The 23362-nt window shown below is 55.6% G+C and carries 21 protein-coding genes; 20 read left to right on the forward strand and 1 reads right to left on the reverse strand.

Going from position 1 to position 23362, the window contains the following annotated elements; all coding sequences use genetic code 11:
- Window positions 1-906 precede the first annotated feature (906 nt).
- The 14 genes from COHPA_RS0115910 (at window position 907) to murA (ending at window position 15821) form a co-directional block, all read left to right on the forward strand.
- Window positions 907-1278, forward strand: coding sequence for an NADH-quinone oxidoreductase subunit A (locus tag COHPA_RS0115910; RefSeq protein ID WP_027087153.1), 372 nt, complete (start codon window positions 907-909; stop codon window positions 1276-1278).
- Window positions 1263-1781 (forward strand): NuoB/complex I 20 kDa subunit family protein, encoded by a 519-nt coding sequence (locus tag COHPA_RS0115915; protein ID WP_027087154.1) that lies wholly within the window; start codon window positions 1263-1265, stop codon window positions 1779-1781. Before COHPA_RS0115910 ends, COHPA_RS0115915 begins: the two co-directional genes overlap by 16 nt.
- A complete protein-coding gene (locus COHPA_RS0115920) occupies window positions 1778-2668 on the forward strand; it encodes an NADH-quinone oxidoreductase subunit C (protein WP_027087155.1) in 891 nt (296 codons plus the stop codon). Before COHPA_RS0115915 ends, COHPA_RS0115920 begins: the two co-directional genes overlap by 4 nt.
- Window positions 2669-2675: 7 nt before the next feature.
- Entirely contained in the window at window positions 2676-3776 is a 1101-nt protein-coding gene (locus tag COHPA_RS0115925) for an NADH-quinone oxidoreductase subunit D (protein WP_027087156.1), read from the forward strand.
- The gene (gene nuoH, locus COHPA_RS0115930; RefSeq protein WP_027087157.1) at window positions 3776-4780 is read left to right on the forward strand and encodes an NADH-quinone oxidoreductase subunit NuoH; all 1005 of its coding nucleotides are present in this window, start codon (window positions 3776-3778) and stop codon (window positions 4778-4780) included. Before COHPA_RS0115925 ends, nuoH begins: the two co-directional genes overlap by 1 nt.
- Window positions 4781-4796: 16 nt before the next feature.
- Window positions 4797-5243: an NADH-quinone oxidoreductase subunit NuoI gene (gene nuoI, locus COHPA_RS0115935; RefSeq protein ID WP_027087158.1), complete on the forward strand. Its 447-nt coding sequence runs from the start codon at window positions 4797-4799 to the stop codon at window positions 5241-5243.
- 3 nt (window positions 5244-5246) lie between these two features.
- Window positions 5247-5771: an NADH-quinone oxidoreductase subunit J gene (locus COHPA_RS0115940; RefSeq protein WP_027087159.1), complete on the forward strand. Its 525-nt coding sequence runs from the start codon at window positions 5247-5249 to the stop codon at window positions 5769-5771.
- A gap of 2 nt (window positions 5772-5773) precedes the next feature.
- Entirely contained in the window at window positions 5774-6076 is a 303-nt protein-coding gene (gene nuoK / locus COHPA_RS0115945; protein ID WP_425393709.1) for an NADH-quinone oxidoreductase subunit NuoK, read from the forward strand.
- A gap of 5 nt (window positions 6077-6081) precedes the next feature.
- Window positions 6082-7950, forward strand: a complete 1869-nt coding sequence (gene nuoL, locus COHPA_RS0115950) for an NADH-quinone oxidoreductase subunit L (protein ID WP_027087161.1) — start codon at window positions 6082-6084, stop codon at window positions 7948-7950.
- Window positions 7950-9557 carry a complex I subunit 4 family protein gene (locus COHPA_RS0115955; protein WP_027087162.1) on the forward strand — a complete coding sequence of 536 codons (1608 nt, stop codon included), beginning with the start codon at window positions 7950-7952 and terminating at the stop codon, window positions 9555-9557. Before nuoL ends, COHPA_RS0115955 begins: the two co-directional genes overlap by 1 nt.
- A gap of 1 nt (window position 9558) precedes the next feature.
- Entirely contained in the window at window positions 9559-11097 is a 1539-nt protein-coding gene (locus COHPA_RS0115960) for an NADH-quinone oxidoreductase subunit N (protein WP_027087163.1), read from the forward strand.
- 181 nt (window positions 11098-11278) lie between these two features.
- A complete protein-coding gene (locus COHPA_RS0115965; RefSeq protein WP_027087164.1) occupies window positions 11279-13882 on the forward strand; it encodes a S8 family serine peptidase in 2604 nt (867 codons plus the stop codon).
- Window positions 13883-13930: 48 nt separating this feature from the next.
- On the forward strand, window positions 13931-14191 hold the full coding sequence (locus COHPA_RS0115970; protein ID WP_027087165.1) for a DUF1146 domain-containing protein: 261 nt from the start codon (window positions 13931-13933) through the stop codon (window positions 14189-14191).
- Window positions 14192-14420: 229 nt separating this feature from the next.
- Complete coding sequence (gene murA / locus COHPA_RS0115975) at window positions 14421-15821, forward strand: UDP-N-acetylglucosamine 1-carboxyvinyltransferase (protein ID WP_027087166.1); 1401 nt, start codon at window positions 14421-14423, stop codon at window positions 15819-15821.
- Between the two features lie 750 nt (window positions 15822-16571).
- Here the strand turns inward: murA and COHPA_RS0115980 are convergent.
- Window positions 16572-17246, reverse strand: coding sequence for a hypothetical protein (locus tag COHPA_RS0115980; protein WP_027087167.1), 675 nt, complete (start codon window positions 17244-17246; stop codon window positions 16572-16574).
- A gap of 206 nt (window positions 17247-17452) precedes the next feature.
- Here COHPA_RS0115980 and spoIID point away from each other — a divergent pair, with 206 nt between their 5' ends.
- From spoIID to COHPA_RS0116010, 6 genes are all read left to right on the forward strand, one after another.
- Complete coding sequence (spoIID, locus tag COHPA_RS23625) at window positions 17453-18724, forward strand: stage II sporulation protein D (RefSeq protein ID WP_156926683.1); 1272 nt, start codon at window positions 17453-17455, stop codon at window positions 18722-18724.
- 83 nt (window positions 18725-18807) lie between these two features.
- Entirely contained in the window at window positions 18808-19539 is a 732-nt protein-coding gene (locus tag COHPA_RS0115990) for a M23 family metallopeptidase (RefSeq protein ID WP_027087169.1), read from the forward strand.
- 198 nt (window positions 19540-19737) lie between these two features.
- A complete protein-coding gene (locus COHPA_RS0115995; RefSeq protein ID WP_156926684.1) occupies window positions 19738-20880 on the forward strand; it encodes an HD-GYP domain-containing protein in 1143 nt (380 codons plus the stop codon).
- A 171-nt stretch (window positions 20881-21051) separates the two neighbouring features.
- Entirely contained in the window at window positions 21052-21339 is a 288-nt protein-coding gene (spoIIID, locus tag COHPA_RS0116000) for a sporulation transcriptional regulator SpoIIID (protein ID WP_027087171.1), read from the forward strand.
- A 121-nt stretch (window positions 21340-21460) separates the two neighbouring features.
- On the forward strand, window positions 21461-22453 hold the full coding sequence (gene mreB, locus COHPA_RS0116005) for a rod shape-determining protein MreB (RefSeq protein WP_027087172.1): 993 nt from the start codon (window positions 21461-21463) through the stop codon (window positions 22451-22453).
- Window positions 22454-22487: 34 nt separating this feature from the next.
- Complete coding sequence (locus COHPA_RS0116010) at window positions 22488-23354, forward strand: flagellar hook-basal body protein (RefSeq protein WP_027087173.1); 867 nt, start codon at window positions 22488-22490, stop codon at window positions 23352-23354.
- The last annotated feature ends 8 nt before the right edge of the window (window positions 23355-23362 follow it).

Genomic DNA, 23362 nt, shown 5'->3' on the forward strand with positions numbered 1-23362 from the left:
GGAGCGCAGTTGAGCCGATTTTCGGAATTCTACTAATATTAAGTGCAAATGTGTGTTATTTCGGCGTGTGGTGGGATTTTTAGCGAATTAAGTGCAAATGTGTGTTATTTCGGCGCGCGGTGGGATATTTAGAGAATTAACTGCGTATGCATGTTATTTTCGGGGTGTGATTTGTGTTTGCAGCGTTCTCGAAATCTGCTGAGGTATGATTAAGGCTGAGCGAGGGGGATACCGATAAAAGGGTGCGATAGATAACAACAAATCGGCAGTTATTTGTGAGCCGTTCGCCACCCAAGGGTGGAATAACAACCAAACGATAGTTATTGGAGCGCGGTTGAGCCGATTTTCGGAATTCTGCTAATATTAAGTGTAAATGTGTGTTATTTCGGCGTGTGGTGGGATTTTCAGCGAATTAAGTGCAAATGTGTGTTATTTCAGCGTGTGGTGGGATTTTCAGCGAATTAAGTGCAAATATGTGTTATTTCGGCGTGTGGTGGGATTTTCAGCGAATTAAGTGCAAATGTGTGTTATTTCGGCGTGTGGTGGGATTTTCAGCGAATTAAGTGCAAATGTGTGTTATTTCGGCGTGTGGTGGGATTTTCAGAGAATTAACTGCGTATGCAGGTTATTTCGGAGTGTGGCGGAACTTTTAGCGAATTAACTGTGCATGCGCGATATTTAGACGTGTGAGTTGTACCTGCAACGGTCTCGCAGACTGATTGCGGCGTCGAACTTGCACGAAATGTTCGTTGTCCGGATGTATCTCTCCCGGTATTCCCGAAGAGTCGGAAATGAAACCGCTTTTATCATGGACACCGAATGTTAGCCTTTGTTATAATTGTGGATGGATTTGTCTACATAGCATGCCGTAGTGCGCGTCAAATAACTGATCGCGGAGGCGATGATTTGGAGAAGTACATCAATTCTTACGTCATTGTTACCGTCTTCCTGATCCTGGGGATTTTGTTTCCGATCTTCGTTCTTTGGCTAGGAAAGCAGTTGCGTCCGCATAAGCCGACCGATGCCAAAAAGACGACCTATGAGAGCGGCAACGAACCCGTCGGCGTTAGCCAGATTCGCTTTAACGTCCGTTACTATCTTTATGCTTTGATGTTCGTCATCTTCGATGTCGAAACCGTATTCCTCTATCCTTGGGCCGTTGCGTATAAGCAAATGGGCCTCTTTGCATTGACCGAGATGATCATCTTCGCAGGATTATTATGCATCGGGCTTGTATATGCCTGGAGGAAGAAGGTATTCAAATGGAATTCAATCTAGAGAACGTATCTCCAGAGGATCGCAAAGAGATCGAGCGCAACGTCTTCTTCGGCACGATCGAGCAGCTTAAGGGCTGGGCGAGAAGCAACTCGCTATGGCCGCTGACGTTCGGGCTTGCCTGCTGCGCGATCGAGATGATGGCGTCGGGCGGCGCCCATTACGATCTGGACCGCTTCGGCGTCATGTTCCGTACGTCCCCGCGCCAAGCGGACGTGATGATCGTCTCGGGTACGGTTACGAAAAAAATGGGACCGTTGCTCAAACGGTTGTACGATCAAATGCCGGAACCGAAGTGGGTTATCGCGATGGGCTCTTGCGCAACAGCCGGAGGGCCTTACGTGAAATCCTACTCGGTCGTGAAGGGCGTCGACCAGCTCGTGCCCGTTGACGTCTATATCCCAGGCTGCCCGCCGAATCCCGCGGCGCTGATCTATGGAATCAATAAGCTTCAAGAGAAGATCCGCTACGAGGCGAAAACCGGAAAGCGGGTGATCGACCGATGAGCGAAGAGAACGAAAACAAGCCGACAACCGAGCAACCGGCGGGTTCCGCGCCTGCTGAGCCGGGTGCGGAGCAAGCGACACCGGCGCAGTCGGCAGCAGCGCAACCGGCAACAGAGCAAGCGACACCGGCACAGCCGTCAGAGCAGTCGGCAACAGCGCAACCGGCAGCAGAGCAACCTGCCGCCGAGGCGCCTCGCAAGGAGACGGACGAAGAGAAGGCTGCCCGCCGCAAGGCGGCGTTCGAAGCGAAGCAAGCCGCGAAAGCGGCTGCCGCCCAGGCCGCGGCGGAAGCGGCTAAAGCCGCTCAGCAAGCGAATGCGTCTGCGCCGGCAACTGCGGAAACGCCCGCGGCAGCCGCGGAAGGCGCTCCTGCCGGGGAATCGCCGCCGGCCCCGCCGGCCCCGCCTTCGCCGAGCCAGCCGCGCTTGAATCGCGTCGTTACGCTGCTCAGAGAGTTGGTAGCCGAAGACGCGGTTGAAGAATCGTATATTAACGAGCCGAACGATCATCTGCCGACGCTGGTCATCAAGAATGAGCATTGGCTGCAATCGGCTCAGTTGTTCCGCAATCATACGGAGCTTGCTTGCAATTACTTGCGCAACGTCTCCGGCGTCGATTACGAGACTTATATGGAAGTTGTCTATTATCCATGGAACATGGACGCTCGCGAAGGTTACTGCATCAAGGTCAAAGTCGACCGCGAACAGCCTAGCGTGGCGAGCGCGACGCCGATCTGGGAGACGGCCAATTGGAACGAGCGCGAAATCTACGACCTGCTAGGAATCGATTTTCCGGGCCATCCGGATCTCAGGCGCATTATGATGCCTGACGACTGGGAAGGCCATCCGCTACGCAAAGACTACGTCCCGCTCGATCCGGAGGTGTAAGGCACACGTGATTCGTACAGAAGAACTGTTGCTCAATGTCGGCCCGCAGCACCCGAGCACGCACGGCGTATTTCGGATCGTCGTCAAGCTGGACGGGGAAATCATTACGGAAGCGACGCCCGTCATGGGGTATTTGCACCGGGGCACGGAGAAGCTCGCCGAGAATTTGAACTATACGCAGATTATTCCTTATACCGACCGCATGGATTACGTGTCGGCCATGACGAACAACTACGTGCTCGTGCACGCTGTGGAGAAAATGATGGGACTGGAAGTGCCGGAACGCGCGGAGTTTCTCAGGCTCGTCGTCATGGAGCTTCAACGGATCGCCAGCCACCTCGTCTGGTGGGGGACTTATCTTCTCGATATTGGGGCGATTAGCCCGTTCCTGTACGCGTTCAGCGACCGCGAGCGCATTCTTGGCTTGTTCAACGAGCTGTGCGGCGCGCGGCTGACTTACAACTACATGCGCGTCGGCGGCGTGAAGTGGGACGCGCCGGACGGCTGGATCGACCGCGTCAAGACGTTCGTCAAAGACATGTACGTTCGTCTGGACGAGTATCATAACCTGGTCAGCGGCAACGAAATTTTCCTCGCGCGGATTAAGGGCATCGGCCAATACGACGTCAAGACCGCCATCGAATACGGTTTGTCAGGAGCAAACCTGCGCTGCACGGGCGTGGATTGGGATCTGCGCAAAGCCGAGCCATACAGCTTATACGACCGGTTCGACTTCGACGTCGTGGTCGGCAAGAACGGCGATTGCTACGACCGATATCTATGCCGTCTTGGCGAGATTACGCAAAGCCTGCGCATTCTCGAGCAAGCGCTGGAGCAATTTCCGGGAGAAGGCGATACGATGGGCAAAGTGCCGCGCGTCATTCGCCCGCCTGCCGGGGAGATCTACGTGCGCATCGAGTCGCCGCGCGGCGAGATCGGCTGCCACATCGTATCCAAAGGCAAAGCGGAGCCGTATCGCCTGAAATTCCGCCGGCCATCGTTCGTAAACCTGCAAATTTTGCCAAAGCTGCTTATCGGGGAGAACATGACGAACATGGTCACGATCCTTGGCGGCATTGACATCGTGCTAGGGGAGGTCGACTGCTGATGCAGCATTTCTGGAACGATCCGCTTGGCTGGGGGAATGCCGGCATCTTCATCGCGGGAGCCGTCGCGGTTCTTGCCGTCGTCATATTCTTCGTTACGTACGCCATCTACTTCGAACGGAAGTTCATCGGTTGGATGCAGTTCCGCAAAGGACCTAACCGCGTAGGCCCGCTAGGGTTGCTGCAGACGGTCGCGGACGTCGCCAAGCTCCTTCTCAAGGAGGACACGATACCGAGCAAAGCCGACAAAGGCTTGTTCGTCTTGGCTCCGGTACTCGCGTTCGTCCCTTCCTTCGTCGTGCTGGCGTTCATCCCGTATAGCATGAACCTGCAATTCGCCGATCTTAACGTCGGCTTCCTTTACTACATCGCGCTGTCCGGGATTACGACGATCGCCATCGTCGTCGGCGGTTGGGCGTCCAACAACAAATACTCGTTGCTCGGCGGCATGCGCTCGGCTGCTCAGATGATCAGCTACGAGGTGCCGCTTGTCATGTCCATCGTCGGTGTAGTGATGATGACGGGAAGCTTGAATCTGCGAGATATTGTTATCGCGCAAGAAGGTTATTTCTGGGACTGGAACTTCCTGCCCCAAATTCTCGGGTTCGGCATATTCGTTATTTCCGCCATCTCGGAGCTGAATCGCACGCCATTCGACTTGCCGGAAGCCGAGTCGGAGCTCGTCGCGGGTTACCACGTAGAATACAGCGGCTTTCGGTTCGCGTTCTTCATGCTTACGGAGTATATCTACCTCTATGCGATTGCATGTCTAACGACCCTGCTGTTCCTGGGCGGCTGGAACCCTCCGTTCCCGCAGCTTGATTTCATTCCCGGGGTGCTGTGGTTTTTCCTGAAATTCGCGTTCATCGTGTTCACGATCTTCTGGATACGGGCTACGTTCCCGAGGCTCCGCGTCGACCAACTCATGAGCCTGGCGTGGAAGGTGCTGCTGCCTCTCGCGATACTGAATATTTTCTTGACGGCGCTAGGCATTGAATTGATGTGAACGGGGGGCTGACGACATGAAAGGAATGCTTAAAGGGCTTGGCGTTTCGCTTAAAACGATGAGCAGCAAGAAAGTGACGATGTCGTATCCGGATATGCCGGTGGTCATGCCGGACCGTTTCCGCGGCATTCAATACTTCGAGCCGGACAAGTGCATCGTGTGCAACCAATGCGTGCGGATTTGCCCGACGGAGTGCATCACCCTGACAGGCAAAGCGAATCCCGATCCGGAGAAAAAGGGCAAAGTCATCGACACGTACGACATCAACTTCGAAATTTGCATCCTGTGCGATTTGTGTACCGAAGTTTGCCCGACGGAAGCGATCGTCATGACGAACAATTTCGAACTGGCTACCTATAGCCGCGATGACCTCTATAAGGATAAAGATTGGCTGTTCGCGAACAACGTGAACGTCCGCCAGGACAATAACAATATCGGCTCTCCGAAAGGAGGCGCCAAATAATCCGTGTTTAACTTCAACATTGATTTCAGCGGCGAGTTTTTCGCGTTCTTCTCGCTGGCGATCTGCGCGATCGTGGGCGCAGTCTTGGCGATCAACTTCACGAAAGTCGTTCATATCGTCATGTCGCTGGCGTTTACGTTCGTTGCGCTCGCGGGGTTGTACATTCTGCTGAACGCCGAATTCGTCGCTTTCGTTCAAGTGCTGCTCTATGTGGGAGCCGTCACGATTCTGATGATCTTCGGAATCATGATGACGAAGCACGACGGGGAGGGTCAGGAGCCGGCGCGTCCGCTCTTGGAGACGCTCGCGGCGATCGGCTGTATATGTCTGTTCGGCATTCTGTTCTTCGCGATCCGCAATGCGGACTTTCCCACGGAAGTCGCTCCGCTGCCGGACGACAATACCCGCGCTATCGGGTTAGAGCTGTTCAGCCGCTATGCGGTGCCGTTCGAGTTGATTTCGGTATTGTTAACGGTCGCGTTCATCGGCGCCGTCGCGCTGGCGAAGAGAGAGGAGGACCCGCAATGACGATGCTGGCCTCCTATCTGACGCTGGCGGCGGTGCTGTTCTGCGTCGGCCTGTACGGCGTGCTCACCAAGCGGAACGCAATCGTCGTTCTGCTTTGCATCGAACTGATGCTGAACGCGGTCAACCTCAATTTGATCGCCTTCTCGAAATACGGCGTAACCCCGTCCCTGACGGGTCAAATCTTCTCCTTGTTCACCATGACGGTGGCTGCGGCGGAAGCTGCGGTCGGCATGGCCGTCCTTATCGTATGGTATCGCAACCGTGCGACGGTGAACGTGGACGAATTCGACGAGTTGAGGGGGTAACTTTCATGAGCACCTCTTTTGCGGAATACGCTTGGCTCGTCCCCGTGTTCCCATTGGCGGCATTCGCGATCTTAACGGCGATGGGCAAAGGCGCGAGAAAGACCGGCCCCTGGATCGGCATCATCGGCACGTTAGCTTCTCTCGTGCTGTCGCTGTGCATCGCCTTCGAGCGAATGACCGACAACGCGGACGATTACAGCAAGAGCATCGAATGGTTGCAGGTCGGTTCGCTCAAGCTGAGCGCCGGCTTCGAAGTAACGAACTTGACGTCGCTGATGCTGGTCGTCGTTACGCTCGTCAGCTTCCTCGTGAACGTGTACTCGCAGGGCTACATGCGCGATGACGATCGGATTTCCACGTTCTTCGCCTATGTCGCGCTGTTCACGAGTTCGATGCTGGGTCTCGTTCTCTCCGACAACCTGCTCACGTTCTATATTTTCTGGGAACTCGTCGGCGTTTGCTCGTTCCTGCTCGTCGGCTTCTGGTACCACAAGCCGGAAGCGAAGGCGGCGGCCAAGAAAGCTTTCATCGTGACGAGAATCGGGGATTTGGGCTTGCTGATTGCCTTGCTTCTCCTATTCTGGTACATGCCCGACCATGCGCTCGATTTCACGACGATCCATAACGTATTCAGCACGCCGGGCGGCGTCATCTCGGTCGGCATCACGACGCTGATCGCCCTTCTCATCTTCGTAGGCGCCGTGGGCAAGTCGGGTCAATTCCCGCTGCATACGTGGCTTCCGGACGCGATGGAAGGCCCGACGCCGATCAGCGCGCTCATTCATGCCGCGACGATGGTCGCAGCAGGCGTATTCCTGGTCGCGCGCACGTTCCCGATCTTCGAGGCATCGGACGCCGCCATGACGACGGTTGCGGTCATCGGCGCGTTCACGGCGATATTCGCGGCTTCGATCGGCTTGGCGCAGAACGATATTAAACGGATTCTCGCCTACTCGACGGTCAGCCAGCTCGGCTATATGATGCTGGCGCTGGGCGTAGGCTCCGTCTCGGCTGCGATGTTCCACCTGTTCACGCACGCCTTCTTCAAAGCGCTCTTATTCCTCGGCGCTGGTAGCGTCATTCACGGCGCGCACACGCAAGACATTCGGGAGATGGGCGGCCTAGGCAAGACGATGAAGATCACGGCATGGACGTTCGGCATCGGAGCGCTCGCCCTGTCCGGCATACCGCCGTTCGCGGGCTTCTGGTCCAAGGACGCCATACTGGCAGCCGCGCTGGATAAGAACGGCATCCTGTTCGCCGTCGGGGCGATTGCCGCTTTCTTCACGGCGCTATATATGGCGAGATTGTACTTCCTAGTGTTCGCGGGCAAACCGAAGCAAGACGGCCATGCGCACGAATCTCCGTCGGTCATGACGGTTCCGCTGATCGTCCTCGCGATCCTGTCTGTCGTCGCCGGATTCGTAGACACGCCGTTCAAAGGATGGCTTGGCGAATGGCTGACGGGCGAGGCGCCCGAGCATCATGGCAGCGGCATCGTAATGGTCGTATCCGTCGCGGTCGGGTTGCTCGGCATCTATATCGGATGGCTCGTTTACGTTAAAGGCACGGTTCGCAGAGATGCGGTGTCGTCCAGGGCGCCGGCTCTGGTAAGAACGTTAGAACGGAAGTATTATATCGACGAGCTCTACGATCTTCTGATCGTGAAGCCGCTGCGAAGCTTCGGCAAGGCGCTGCAGGCGTTCGACGATTACATCGTAGACGGCGTCGTACGGTTGGCGGGGTATTCGACCTCCGCGCTCGGACGTCTTAACTCCCGCCTGCAAAGTGGGCAAGTGCAGACCTATGCGCTTACGGCGTTAATCGGAATCGTCATCCTGGCGCTAGCCATAGCGGGAAGGAGGTTCTGGTAATGCTGGACAACGTCCCAATTCTCTCTCTCATCACGTTCGCGCCGTTAGTCGGATCGCTAATCGTTCTACTGTTGCCGGGTCAACGCAGCCAGTGGTTAAGAATAACGGCGATCGCATTCACCGTCATCCCGCTCGCGTTGACGTTATGGCTGTTCGCCGCTTACGAGCCTTCGGTCGGCGGGGCTGCCTATACCGAGCATGAGACATGGCTGACCATCCCGCTTAACAAAGAGCTGCTGCAAGGCTTCGAATCCTCGCAGCTGCGCTTCGACTATCATCTTACGGTCGACGGAATTTCGATGCCGCTCGTTATTCTGACAGGCATCGTCTCTACCATGGCGGCGCTGGCCACCGTGCACATTCGAAAGCGCTGGAAGACGTTCTACGTGCTCTTCCTCCTGCTGCTTACCGGAATCTACGGCGTTTTCCTATCACGCGATCTCGTCTTGTTCTTCATCTTCTTCGAAGTGACGCTGATTCCGATGTTCTTCCTGATCGGAATATGGGGTTACTACGGCCGGGAGAAGGCGGCGACTCGCTTCCTGGTCTATAACGGACTCGGTTCCGCGGCCATGCTGCTGTCTTTCTTGCTGCTCATTGCCACGCTCGGGTTGAGCGCTACGGATTCGCAAGTGATATTCAGCGGCAATTATGACGTGCTGCTCGCGAACTTAACGGACCCGCAGGCGATGGCCAATTTGACTGCGGATCAAGCCGGAGCGGCGGAATTCCTGCTGAACGACAACATGCGCTGGGGCGCGTTCGTTCTGCTCATGATCGCCTTCGGCATTAAAGTGCCGATCTTCCCGTTCCATACTTGGATGCTTCGCGTACATACGGAAGCGCCGCCATCGATCGTCATGATTCACTCCGGCATTCTGCTTAAAATGGGCGTTTACGGGCTCATTCGATTCGGCGCGTTTTTATTTCCCGAGCAATTACACGATTGGTCGACAATAATCGCTATCTTAGGGGTCATCAACATTCTGTACGGCGCGATTATCGCTTGCGTGCAGCGAGAGTTCAAACTCGTGCTCGCCTACTCGAGTATCAGCCATATGGGCATCGTTCTGCTCGGGATCGCATCGCTCGAGGAGGTCGGTCTTCAAGGCGCGATCTACCAGTCGGTGTCCCACGGGCTAATCTCGGCGCTTCTGTTCTTGATCGTAGGCAGCTTGTACGAGCGAACGCAGACGACGCAATTGGATGAGTTGGGCGGTCTTGCGAAGTCTATGCCATTCATGTCGGGCATCTTGCTCGTAGGCGGTCTAGCTTCCCTGGGTTTGCCGGGCTTGTCCGGGTTCGTCGGCGAGTTCCTCTCGTTCCTTGGGCTGTTCGGGTCGATGAAGTGGATTACCGCGATCGGGGTGCTCGGCGTTCTGTTCGCCGCCATCTACGTATTGCGCAGCATACTCAGCATTACGTACGGAAGAACTCCGGAAGCCTTCGAGAATATGAAGGATGCCCGCTTCATCGAGGCGCTTCCAATGATCGCTCTGGCGGCTTTAATCGTCCTGCTTGGCGTTTACCCGTCCATCTTAACGGATCTGATGCAGAACGGCTTTAACGGGCTGCTGGAACAACTTCACACGAGGGTGGGGGGCTAACATGGAACACTTGCAGACTTTAACGTGGACCGATGCGTGGTACTTGGCCCCCGAAGTCACGTTGTCGATCGCGACGATCGTGCTTGCGCTTCTCGATCTTGTCTTGCCTAGGCGGATCAACCGGGATATCATCGGCTGGCTTACGCTAGCCGGATTGCTTGCGTCGGCGGTATTCGTCGTATGGCTCATGTTCGATTTCAAAGATCTCGAAGGTGCCGCGCAAGTTCATACCTTGGTCGGCGGAAGCTATCGGATCGACGATTTCGGGAACCTGCTCAAGCTCGTCTTCATCGGAGCATCGGCATTCATCGTATTCTCTTCGCTCGGGACCGTTCGCGACGAAGAGATACCGATCAAGGGAGAGTTCTACTATCTCCTGCTGCCCGCCGTGCTTGGCGCGATGGTTATGTCTTCGTCGGGCGATCTCATTACGCTGTTCGTAGGGCTGGAGCTCCTCAGCATCACGTCCTACATACTCGTTGCGGCCCGCAAAAACGCGAGCCAGTCAAGCGAAGCGGCGTTCAAATACGTCGTGACCGGAGGAGTGGCGTCCGCGTTCATTCTGTACGGGATGTCGTTCCTGTACGGGGTGATCGGAAGCACGAATCTGGCCGACATCATGAGCGGCATGCAAGGAGCCATGGAATCGAGCGAGGCGCTTATCTACGTCAGCCTGTTCCTCATGACGGCCGGCTTCGCGGCGAAGCTGGCGTTGGCTCCGTTCCACGTATGGGCTTCCGACGTCTACCAAGGCGCTCCGACACCGGTTACGGCTTTCCTGGCCGTCGTCGCCAAAGGCGCGGCATTCGCGATGCTGTACCGTATTTTCTTCATGTTCATGACGTACTTCACGCTGAATACGGACGGCGTGATGAAGCACGACGTATTCCTCGCTCTAGCCGTATTGTCCGCAGCGGCTATGATCGTCGGGACCGCGGGGGCGTTGCGCCAGCGCAACGTGAAGCGGCTGCTCGCGCTTTCGGGCGTCGCGAACGCGGGTATTCTGCTAATTCCGCTCGCGCTAGATCTTACGCGCCTGCACTCGTCCGTATTTTCCGAGTTTATCTATTACCTCATTGCTTACGCCGTGATGAATATCGGCGCGTTCTCCGTCTTGACGATCGTCGCGAGGAGTGCGGGCAACGAGACGATATCGGGGTTTGCGGGACTATACCACCGGGCCCCGTGGACGGCGGCGGGGATGACGATACTTCTCTGTTCGCTCGCCGGACTTCCGGTTACCGGAGGCTTCTTCGGTAAGCTGTTCATTCTGTTCGCGACGGTTCAGACGAAGACCTACTGGCTGGCCGCGATCTTGCTCGTTACTACCGTCGTGTCTTATGCGGTCTACTTCTCCTTCATCCGCCAGATGTATTTAAGAAGCGGAGAAGTCGATTCGGGATTGCGTCTGTCTTGGCCTGCCGCCGTTAGCATCTGGTTGTGCGTTGCCGGTACGCTGGTCCTCGGTTTCTTGCCGAAACCGATCCTCGAATGGATTGATAAGCTGTTCGAATTGCCATTCGATATGCTCGTCAGTTAGCAAGATTTTAGTGACGATAGCTGCCCAAGGCGAGTGCGACAAGCTGAGGGCGGCTTCCTTTTGTTGTGACCAAAGACCCGATTTTGTTGCTGAAAGAAGGGAATTGCTGTCGAAAATAGAAAGGGATATGTATACCGAATGCAGTCCCGAAGGCGTGGTTGGAATGAGGAGTAGCGTATTCATGCATAACGGCGCGAGGCGCATGACGCTTTGCTTCGTCGCCATATGCAGCGCAATGCTGGTTGTCATGCCGAACGGGATCGCGCAAGTACGTTCTTTACCTCCGCATGAAGTCAGAATCGCGAACCTTGTTCAAGTTCAAGCTCTTGAGTCCGCATCCGGCAAAGGCACGGCAGCATTCCTGAAAGAGTCGGGATTCACGACGGCGTGGTCGATGCTGACGAACGACGTAACGTCAACGGTTGCCGTCATCGATACCGGCGTAGACCTGAACAATCCTCTTCTGAAGCCGTATCTCTTGCCAGGCAAAAATTTCGTGAACGCGAATCGAAAGCCGCAAGACGACAACGGACATGGGACCGCGGTAGCAGGCATTATCGCCGCGGTCGCAGAGGCAGGCGAAACTTCCGGCAAAGCGAGGTGGAAGGGGCGTATATTGCCGATCAAGGCGCTCGATCAGAACGGCTCCGGCGATGAAAGCAAATTGACGCAAGCCATTGCTTATGCGGTAGAGCAAGGCGCGGACATTATCGTCCTTTCTCTAGGATTAAAGCGCGATGCGCCTAACCTGCGCGAAGCGGTTGAAGATGCCGAGAACAAAGGCGTTCTGCTCGTAGCCGCGAGCGGTAACGATGCGGCCGCGCTAGGCTCTAAAGCCGCCGTGCAATACCCGGCAGCTTACGCGAGCGTGTTGGCCGTTTCCGGATCGGAAGGCATTCATCCGATCGCTCAGTCTACCGCCGGCCCCGAAGTCGATCTTAGCGCCTCATGGACCGTAGATACGCTTGCCATTGGCGGCGGTCGCGTCACGATGGTTGGAAGCTCGATGGGCGCTCCGCAAGTAGCCGCGGCGGCGGCCATGCTGAAGGCGATGCATCCGGAATGGAAGCCGATACAGCTTCGCGAGAAGTTGCGCGGTTCGGCCATTAGACCGGAATCCGGACCATGGGACGAGAGTATCGGCTACGGCTTCCTTGCCGCGGATGATGCTGTCAAGCCGAATGCGGAAGCGGATTGGCGCGAGCCGAACGATACGAGGGCGAAAGCAGCCGTTTTCCCGTTAGGGAAAGAGGTAGCCGGAGCTTGGAGCAGTCCCGGCGATGTCGACTGGTATACGTTAACGATTCCGTATAGCGGAACGCTAGCCATTCGCAAGGGTGCGGTAAAGCTATCCTTGTATGCGGGCAAAAGCTCGGACGAGAAGGCGCCGCTCGGTTCGTCGAAACCCGAAGAAACCAGGTGGCAGCTCCAGGCGGGCGAATATTGGTTAAAGGTTTCAAGGACGGCGAATACGGCTTCCCAGGGAGTTTATCCGGCTTACAAGCTTACATCGAGCTTAGCGATGGCGGCGGACGCCCGCGAACCGAACGATTCGGCGGCTACCGCATCAACGTTGCCTTCTCGCAGCCAGCAATGGACGGGCACTTTCCATAAGCGAAGCGACGAGGATTGGACGACAATCAGCCTTCCTAAAGACGGCGAGATTATGCTATCGGCGTCAGCGGATACGTCTCGGATCGATCTGGCGCTCATGATTCAACCGGCGGGAGGCCCGATGACCATCGCGGACGAGAGAGGCGACGGGGGCAGCGAGCAATTGGTGCTGAAGCAAGCCAAGGCCGGGAAGTATTATATAAGAATTACGAATGCGGTATCCGCAAATCCTGAGCCCGTTATCGGGACGTATACCGTAGCTTTGGAATATATTACCCAATACGAAGATCCTTATGAGCCGAACAACAGTCCCGCTACGGCAACTCCGCTCGTTGTCGGGGAGCGGTATGCAGGCATTATCGCAACGCCCCAAGACGTGGACTGGTACCGGTTTACGCTCAGTGAACGCAAGAAAGTTCATGTAGAGCTCAGCGGTATTGTCGACGGGGCAACAGCTACGATCGCATTAAGGGACCGCAAACAGCAAACGCTAAATACCTGGCATAATTCGCAGGATTCAAGCGAGCTTGCAAAGGAGCGCGTACTGGATGCAGGTACTTATTACGTATCCGTAGCCGCCGATCGCGCCGAACAGAACCGCCCGTATCGCTTGTTGATCGGGGCGGAACCGACGCAGGATGCGTTCATCGACTTGGCAGGTTATCGTTGGGCGAATCCGAGCATACAATCGCTTGTTGATGCCGGATGGCTGAGCGGCTATTCGGACGGCACCTTCCACCCGGGAGCGCCGCTCGCTCGCGGCGAGGCGATCGTATCGCTGGTGCGGGCGCTGGAGCTTAAGAAAGCGGCGCCTACGATGCGATTCAAGGACATCGCCGCGAAGAGCTGGCTCTCCGAATCGGTTGCGAAGGCCGATCAAGCGGGATGGTTATCCGCGTACAAGAGCAGTCAGCTGCATCCTTCAATCGCCATGACGAGAGCGGAAGCGGCTGAGCTGTTCGCGGCAGCGATCAAGTTGAAATTGTCTAAGCAACCGAAACAAGCGTTCAAGGACGTATCGCCGAAGGACCCGTTTGCGGCTACTGCGGCAGCCCTGCGGGAGCAGGGCTGGCTCAGCGGCTATTCCGACGGGAAATTCAAGCCGAATGCAACGATTAGCCGAGCGGAATGGTCAGTACTGTTAGCGAAGCTGCTTAAGCAATCCGCTTGAAGACGAACGGCGTAGTCGAACAAGATCACGTAGAAGGAATGAATCGTTATGCCGGATCAATCTGGGGTGCTTGCGAGCGTAGGCTGGGATGGACTTTTCTCCATATTCGTAACGCTTGGATGCGTCACCATCGCCTGGTTCGTCCTGCACGAAGTGAATTTTGACAAGATTGTTCGGCATCCCCGCAGTCCGCGCGCAAGGCTGCTTCAATTGCTGATCGCCATTGCGCTCGGCTACATCGCGGCAAGGTTCATTCTCGACTATTGGACTTGGGCCGGCAACGTCAAATGGCTTTTCGGAGCCGAGTAATAATCAATTCGAATAACCCGCTGTCGTAATGCTCACAATGAGTTATAATGTGCATTAGGTCAATGGATGGCATGCATCTGTGGCTTTGCGGTCGAATGACGTCGTAAAACGGCAAATTCTGCCGCTTGTAACAGCTTATGCCCGGTGGTATGATGTAATTTGGGTTTTTCAGGGTCGGTCCGAAGGTTCAACTTCGGAATGAATCTATAACGCGCGGAGGGAACCACCCATGAGCAAAATCATCGTCCGCGGCGGACGTACCTTAAAAGGAACAGTTCGCGTGCACGGCGCCAAAAATTCCGTCCTTCCGATCCTTGCTGCCGCCTTGTTGGCGGAAGAAGGATCCAGCGTCATTCATGACGTGCCTGCCCTGGACGATGTGAAGAATATCCTGCAAGTGCTCGCGGCTTTGGGGGTTCACGCGAAGCAAAGTGACGGAAGCGTTCGCTTACAAGCTGAATCGTTGATTTCGTATGAAGCGCCTTATGAGTTAGTCAGGAGAATGAGAGCTTCGTTCCTGGTGATGGGCCCGCTGTTGGCTCGTCTTGGCAAGGTTAGAATTTCGCTACCCGGCGGATGCGCGATCGGTACAAGACCGATCGACCAGCATCTGAAAGGCTTCGAGGCGATGGGCGCCGAGATCGGATTCGGTCAAGGAACCATCGAAGCCAGCGTTAACGGCAAGTTGCGCGGGGCTCGCATATACTTAGATATCGCAAGCGTCGGGGCAACGGAGAACATCATGATGGCAGCGGCTACGGCGGTCGGAACGACGATCATCGAGAACGCGGCCAAAGAACCGGAAATCGTCGACTTGGCGAATTTCCTTAATGCCATGGGCGGAAAAGTGCGCGGTGCCGGCACCGGCGTCATTCGCATTGAAGGCGTCGAGCGGCTTCGCGGCGTCGAGCACCATGTCATTCCCGATCGCGTCGAAGCCGGTACTTACATGATCGCGGCAGCCATCACGGGCGGAGATGTATACGTCGAAGGCGCGATTCGCGATCACCTTGGTCCCGTCGTCGCCAAGCTCGAGGAGATGGGCGTTCAAATCGCATGCGACGAGAACGGCATTCGCGTTAACGCCATGCACCCATTGAAGGCCGTCGACGTCAAGACGCTTCCATACCCTGGATATCCGACGGATATGCAGGCGCAGATGATGGCGCTCTTGCTCGTGGCCGACGGTACGAGCATCGTAACGGAAACGGTGTTCGAGAATCGCTTCATGCACGTGGAAGAGCTCGTCAAGATGGGGGCGGAGATTAAAGTAGACGGACGTACCGCGATCGTGACCGGCGGCGTTAAGCTGTCCGGCGCAAGCGTGACCGCAACGGACCTCCGAGCAGGCGCGGCGTTGATCTGCGCGGCGTTGATGGCAGACGGCAGCTCCGAAATCGGCGGCGTCCATCACATCGAGCGCGGTTACGTGGACATCGTCGGTAAGCTTGCCACGCTTGGAGCGGACATCTACAGCGCGCAATCTCCGGAAGACGTTCTCGAGGCAGCCGAGAGAGCTTCGCTGCAGCCCGAGAATTTACTTCAGCAGCTGGAACAGCGGGCCGCCGCTCCAGCTCCCGCTCCCGCCGAAGTCAGCCGGAAGATCAAAATTCAGCCAACGCTAGCTTAGTCCTTATCCTTCATACGGAAGCAACATGATGAGATCCCTCCGCCTCCTTGGGCTGGGGGATTTTTGGTGTTATGCCCAGTAGACCATATGGAGGCCGAAGTTACGGAATGCGCCGCAGTAGAGGTCACATTGACCTTTAAACCGCCGAAGCTACGGAATCCACCGCAGTAGAGGTCACATTGACCTTTAAACCGCCGAAGCTACGGAATCCGCCGCAGTAGAGGTCATATTGACCTCTAAACCGCCGAAGCTACGGAATCCCCCGCAGTAGAGGTCACATTGACCTTTAAACCGCCGAAGTTACGGAATCCGCCGCAGTAGAGGTCACATTGACCTTTAAACCGCCGAAGTTACGGAATCCGCCGCAGTAGAGGTCAAATTGACCTCTAACCCGCCGAAGTTACGGAATCCGCCGCAGTAGAGGTCGCGTTGACCTTTAACCCGCCGAAGTTACGGAATCCGCCGCAGTAGAGGTCGCGTTGACCTTTAAACCGCCGAAGCTACGGAATGCGCCGCAGTAGAGGTCACATTGACCTTTAAACCGCCGAAGCTACGGAATCCGCCGCAGTAGAGGTCATATTGACCTCTAAACCGCCGAAGCTACGGAAACCGCCGCAGTAGAGGTCACATTGACCTTTAACCCGCCGAAGCTACGGAATCCGCCGCAGTAGAGGTCACATTGACCTTTAAACCGCCGAAGCTACGGAATGCGCCGCAGTAGAGGTCACATTGACCCCTAAACCGCCGAAGTTACGGAATGCGCTGTAGCAGGGGGTCAAACTTCAAGCGATAACGATGGATGCGTTCCTTGCCTGACACGGATTCCAATATACCTTGTTCCATGAGGGAATAGAGTTGAGCTCGTGTTTGTTTCGGGCCTTTGCCTAGCAAGTGACATGCCTCTTCAAAAGTAATCGGGGCATTCGACCGAGTCGCAAGCCTGACAATTTCTCGCTGATAGACATTCAACTCTCGCATAATAGAGCTCTCGCCGCCATACCAGTTGACCATCATTTTTCCGATTATATTTTGGCACGAGACGGGGTCTTCCTTGAGCTTATCGATTGAAAATCTGAGGATGTTCCAGTCGGCAAGTACGATTTCGTTCTGACGGTCAAGGCTGCGCGCGAACTTGTCCCGATCAACGTCTCTCGCGTGGTAGCTAAAGCTGTCGGATTCGATGACCGTCGGTCGTGGGAGTCGAACGAACCCAAAATCGAAATAATAGTAGTTTCCCCTGCTGTCGATGAACTCGTATTCTGGATAGAGATCGTCGAAGTGTCCGACCGCCGGCCACCAAGCTTGCTGTACAAGAAGTTTTTCCCCATATCCATGTTTCTTGAGCAATCTCCGTAATCTTTCTCCCCGCGCCTCCGCGATGTGCCGATTCAACCATGCCGAATAAGCTTGTTCGAAGCGACTCAACTGGCAACCCTCCCAAGAACAAAAAAATAACCGCCCAGCTCCCCAATCTGGGGAATGGACGGTGTGCTTCACGCGTATGAGCAAACTTTACAACAAAATGTACCATCTTGCAAGCGGTATAACGCACCCCAAAATGAACAATCCTTCATTCCGTTCTACCTCCCTCTACTCTTGCATATTTTGAGAGCATTGGAGATCGCATAGAGGTGAGACGGGTGAGGCACAAAGGCGGCAGTTGGGTCACGGCAGTCAGAGAGTTGAGAGGGAGCGCGTTGTGGTGCGGCTTCGCTGGGGGAGTCATTGCGGCAGCGGCGCTATGGCTCGTCATCCACTCGAGCAATGAATTTGAGAATACGTATACTACCTATACGCTGAAGACGCAGAACTTGATGGCCGATACCTTTACCGTTAGTGAGCAACCGATGAACGGGAGCGTTACCGTGAGCGCGGCGCAAAAGACGATACGAGATGCACGGTCGAATTCGTCGCAGAAGTCACAGCCGACACGCCCATCACCGTCATTTCAGACCGCACAGCCAACACGCCCTTCGCAACAAGGGCAGACCGTACTGCCCTCAACACCCGGCGACACGGCGCAAGAGCCGACCGTCAGCGTCTTTCTAGCGGACAAGCAGCAAGTCGAGACCGTACCGCTCGAAACCTACGTGCTAGGCGTACTCGCCGCGGAGATGCCGCTCACGTTCGAGCAAGCGGCGCTGGAGGCGCAAGCGATGGCTGCCCGGACGTACATCGTTCGCAGACTATTAACGGACAATCGCGACGGAGTGCCGGACAACGAAGCGCTGGTAACCGATCAAGTGACGCACCAAGCCTATCGATCCCTCGAGCAAATGGAGACGTTGCGCGAGACGAATCCAGAAGGATTCCACAAAGCGCGGCTGGCCGTGGAACGCACTCGCAACATCATACTCACTTACAAAGACGAGCCGATCGAAGCGCTGTTCTTCTCGTCCAGCAACGGTTATACGGAAAATTCGGAGGAAGTGTTCGCGAACAAGCTGCCATACCTGCGCGCCGTGTCCAGCCCATGGGAAGAGGAGAGCCGACATCCCGCGGAGGAGACGATTACGATGCCATTGGTAGATTTTTACGAGAAACTCGGCGTAGCAACGATCCCGGTGACGAGGACCAACGCGAACAAGCCGAATATACGCGTACTGGAGCGGACGGCCGGACAGCGCGTGAAGGTTCTTCTCGTCGGCGCCGAGAAAAGGACGGGGGAAGAAGTGCGCGGCAAGCTCGGACTTCGCTCGGCGGCTTTCGATTGGAAGATAGAAGACGGGAACATCCGCATTACGACGGAGGGATACGGACACGGGGTCGGCATGAGCCAATGGGGAGCGGAAGGCATGGCGAAGAAGGGCAGGAGCGCGAGGCAAATCGTCGAACACTACTATACGGGCGTCCGATTAACCGAAGCTTCGAAGCTATTGGAAATAGAGGGACGCGACCGCTGACTATAAAAATTGCAATCTTCCAAAGCGTGCACGTATAAAAGCCCGTCACCTGGTAACAATGGCTTACTGAGGTGATGATAACAATGAATGAAGGAAACAACAAAACGCCACGCAAGCTCGAAGAATCTTCCAAGTCGGTAGTAGGTTCGTCCGCTGTCAGGCCGTCCGGATGGAAAAAGCTGCTCTCCAAACGCTGGGTATTCCCAGCCGTTTACATGGCCGCGGCGGCAATCATCGTAGCGATTCTCTGGGTCTATTCGGGGACGGGCAAGGATGAAACCAAGCAAACCGCTTCCGAAGTGACCGAGGTTAGCGGCGAGCCGACGACCGAGACGGGCGCGGATGCCGAACCAGCAGCAGTAAATACCGAATCGCTGCGCTGGCCGGTAGACAACATGGAAGACATGACGACGATCATGCCGTTCTACGATGTATCGGCGTCGGCGGAAGAACGCGAAGCAGCCATGGTAGAGTATAACAACACGTTCAAACCGCACATGGCGATCGACCTGGCGCGCAAAGACGCCAAAGAGTTCGACGTCCTGGCCGCGATGAGCGGCGAAGTTACCGTAGCCGAACAGACGCCCGACAACAATTTCGAGGTAAACATCAAGCATGCGGACGGTCTAGTAACGGTCTACCAAAGCTTGGCCAACATCAGAGTCAAAGCAGGCGACCAAATCGAGCAAGGCGATCTGATCGGCACCGCCGGTCAAAGCCAAATCGAGCCTAGCGAAGGCAATCACGTGCACTTCGAGGTTCGCAGCAACGGCGAGTCGATCAACCCTGCATCCAAGATCAATTCGGAAGAGTAATTCCGCATCTCCGTCATGCCCCGAAGCCGCAACTAGCCAATCCGGCGAGGTTGCGGCTTCTTAACTATCTAAGGGATGAAAATTCGAAAAATAAGTCAAAGTCTTCCATCGACAAGCCCGTAGGCCTTATGGCATAATTTGTATTATGAATATAATTACTTGATCAGGAGATATTGCCTAGCAAAGGGTGTGTACGATGTGAGGTTAGTAGGCATAGCCGAGCTTGAGAACGGGGACGTGCTTGCCAAAGCGGTTCATGGGCGCAACGGCGTCGTGATGCTGGAAGCCGGGACGGTGTTGACCGAACAATATATAAACCGGCTTAGGAATTTGAGGATCAACGCTGTACATGTAAAGCCGCTCGCGAACGATTCCGCTTCCTTCACAAGACGTTTCGGCCATGCCCCGCCCGCAACCCTCGAGACCGAATGGATCCAACCTGATATAGATCGCATGAAGAACGACGAGAAAGCGAGAGAGAAAGCGGTAAAGCTCGTTACCGATTTTACGGAAAAGGGACTTCTGCAGGATCGCATTATTTTGCCGGTGCCCGAAGATAAATTCAGGAAAGATTTCCGCGACGTCATGCTGGAGATCGCATCGAACCGAGAGCTTGCCGAAGAACTTAGCGTGATGATGCAGAGCGATCCGATTCTTTTCAACCACGCCTTGAACGTGGCTTTGTGCGCGGATATCATCGGGACGGCGAAGAACTTCGACAGCGCGAAGATGTACGAGCTGTCCATGGGGGCGTTGTTATCCGACATCGGGATGACCCGCTTGCCAGAGCAACTGACGAAGGTTAACCGGGTACTGAACGAATCCGAGCTGAAAATGATGAAACAGCATACGAAGATCGGCTATCACGTGCTCAAAGGCATGAAGAACGTACCGAATACCGCCGCTCAGGTCGCGCTGCTGCACCATGAAAGATATCGAGGAGAAGGCTACCCGCTAGGCGTGAAGAAGGATGGCATTCCGGAATTCGCGCAAATCGTAGGTTTAGCCGACGTCTATAACGCGCTGATCTCCCCGCGCCACCATCGCAAGCCGTTCGCGCCGGCGGAGGCGACGGAGTACTTATTCGCTTCGGGCAATTACGATTTCGATCTGTCGCTCGTTCAAGTATTCCTTCGTTACCTGACCATATACCCGATCGGAACGGTCGTGAAGCTAAGCACGGGGCAGATCGGCGTCGTGCTCGAGACGGCGGGTCGTCCCATGAACCGCCCGGTCGTGCAAATTTTCTGCGAATCGGACGGCACCGTGGCCAAGCTCCCTTACATCTTGGATTTACAGGAGCTTAACCATGTCGTAATCGCCGGCAAAGCCGAGAAATAAACGAATCTCATAAGCGTTACAGGCGGAAGGGACCCCCCCTTCCGCTTTTTTGCGTAGGGCTTAAGATGCAGGATTCGGGACTTTCCTAGCCTGTTAGGCTTGGCTACAAAGAATAAGTGAACGCGCCCCTCATATACTGTACCAATCTTATTACAGCAGGGAGGCGGGAGCGTGCACGATTATATTAAGGAACGCACGATTAAAATCGGCCGATGCATCGTGGAGACGCGCCATACGGTGCGCACGATTGCCAAGGAATTCGGCGTGTCCAAAAGCACGGTGCATAAAGACCTGACCGAACGATTGCCTGAAATCAATCCCGATTTGGCAGATCAGGTGAAGCACATTCTGGAGTACCATAAGTCGATCCGGCATCTTAGAGGAGGAGAAGCTACCAAGATCAAATACAAGAAGACGACAATCAAAAAACGGGAGGTTATGACAGCGGGCAAGGCATAATTTTTGGGAATTTGTCGAAAAAAAGAAGGGATTTCGGGAGTCGCGGCGAACATTAAACTATTACGACACCGTTTTATATCTAGTTGCAGTCATTCCATACGTTGCGAGGGAGTCTAGACGCATGTTTAGCAAAGACATCGGAATCGATTTAGGTACAGCGAACGTATCCATACATGTTAAAGGCAAAGGCGTCGTTCTAGACGAACCTTCCGTCGTAGCGATCGAGAGCGACACGAAGAAAGTGCTCGCCGTCGGCGAGGACGCAAGACGAATGGTCGGACGCACGCCCGGCCATATCATCGCGATTCGTCCTTTAAGGGACGGCGTAATCGCAGACTTCGAAGTGACGGATATGATGCTGAAAGCGTTCATTCAGCGAGTAGGGGGAAGGAACTGGTACAGCCGTCCGCGCATCTTGATCTGCGCGCCTTCCAACATCACCTCCGTCGAGCAGAAGGCCATCCGCGAAGCGGCAGAGCGCAGCGGCGCCAAAGAGGTTTTCCTAGAAGAAGAAGCGAAAGCAGCCGCTATCGGAGCGGGTATGGATATCTTCCAACCGAGCGGGAATATGGTTGTCGATATAGGCGGAGGTACAACGGATGTCGCCGTGCTGTCCATGGGCGACGTTGTGACCGCCTCTTCTCTTAAAGTCGCGGGGGACAAGTTCGACGCGGCGATCATGAAATACATAAAGAACAAATATAAGCTTCTCATCGGCGAACGCACGAGCGAAGACATTAAGATCAAGATCGGGACCGTTCATCTGGACGGCCGCCGCGAAGAGATGGACATTCGCGGGCGCGACATGGTGTCCGGGCTGCCTCTTACCGTGACGATTCACTCGGAAGAGGTACGCGAGGCGCTGTGGGAACCGGTCATGTCGATCGTCTCATCCGCGAAGACCGTACTCGAGCGCACGCCGCCGGAGCTGTCCGCGGACATTATCGACCGCGGGGTCATTCTGACCGGCGGCGGGGCGCTTCTTGACGGCTTGGACGCGCTTCTCGCGGACGAGATCAAGGTTCCCGTATTAATAGCGGAAGATCCGATGCACTGCGTCGTTAAAGGGACCGGCATCATGCTGGACCATCTAGATAAAATGGCTCGCAAATAAGTTAAGGCATCAAGAGACAGAAGGAGGATGCTCCATGCTAAGAGGTTTGTATACGGCGGCTTCCGGAATGACGACGCAGCAGCGGCGCCATGACGCGATCACCAACAATATCGCCAACATCAATACCCCGGGGTTCAAAGGCTCGAACACGGTCAGCCGGACGTTCCCCGACATGCTGCTATCGGCGATGGGCGGTCCGGAGGGCACGGTGAATCCGATCGGCAAGCTCAGCACGGGCGTGTTCGCGGAAGAGAATCTGCTCTCGATGATTCAAGGCGACCTGCAAGAGACGTACCGCAACCAAGATATCGCGCTCGTATCCGATATTCTCGTCCCGGGCGCCGTCTTCGACGGATCCGGCAAATTCGTCGACGAGAACGGGGCGATCACCTATCAGCCGCAAGCTTACTTCAGCATTCTGACGCCGGAAGGCGAAGAGCGCTATACGCGCAACGGCAGCTTCAAGACCGCGGCCGACGGCACGCTCCTTACTTCCGACGGCATGCGCGTGCTCGGCGCGAACGGTCAACCGATTCAAGTGAACGTCTCCTGGGATGCCGTCAAAGTAACCGCGGGAGGAGCTCTCGTCGACGGAGTGACCGGGCTTCCGCTGGATGGCGAGCCGCAGTTGCGCATCATGAGAGTCGAGAATCCGAACCTACTCGTACGCGAGGGAGACGGACGTTTCCGCTATGAAGGGGATGCCGCCGGCATCAGGCAGATTGCGGCGAACGACCGGGTAGAAGCCCGGCAAGGCTACCTGGAGCGTTCGAACGTCGACACCGCCCAAGCGGCCGTAGACCTCATGTCCGCGCTTCGCGCATACGAGGCGAATCAGAAAGTGATCCAATTCTACGATCGCAGCTTGGATAAAGCGGCTAACGATATCGGACGCGTATAAACGGAGGG

Source organism: Cohnella panacarvi Gsoil 349, from assembly GCF_000515335.1.
GTDB lineage: Bacteria > Bacillota > Bacilli > Paenibacillales > Paenibacillaceae > Cohnella > Cohnella panacarvi.